The following is a 340-nucleotide window of genomic DNA, read 5'->3' on the forward strand; positions in this document are numbered from 1 at the left end:
TCCGAACCACCCGACTGCGCCGATCACTTTCCGGGCGCTTCTGACGCATACTTCCAGCCTGTCGGACGCCAGATACTATGAAATCGACTTTCGTGTGCGAGGTCAGGACGCGACGTTGTCACTGTCCGATTTTCTCAAGAGCTACCTTGTGCCGACTGGATCGGTCTATTCCAGCGACAAATGCTTCTCGAAGGCGATGCCTGGAACGACATGGGATTACAGCAATGTCGGTTATGCCCTGCTCGGCTACCTCGCCAGCCGCATCGCCGCAAAGGACATGCGCCAGCAGACCCGTGAGCGAATCTTCGCGCCACTGGGCATGCACGATACTCACTGGAGA

The 340-nt window shown here is 57.4% G+C and carries 1 protein-coding gene; it reads left to right on the forward strand.

Annotated features, from left to right (window positions below; translation table 11 throughout):
* On the forward strand, window positions 1-340 hold a 340-nt coding region (locus N800_RS15100), incomplete at both ends, for a serine hydrolase (RefSeq protein WP_036140593.1).

The sequence above is a fragment of the Lysobacter daejeonensis GH1-9 genome, from assembly GCF_000768355.1.
Classification (GTDB): domain Bacteria; phylum Pseudomonadota; class Gammaproteobacteria; order Xanthomonadales; family Xanthomonadaceae; genus Aerolutibacter; species Aerolutibacter daejeonensis.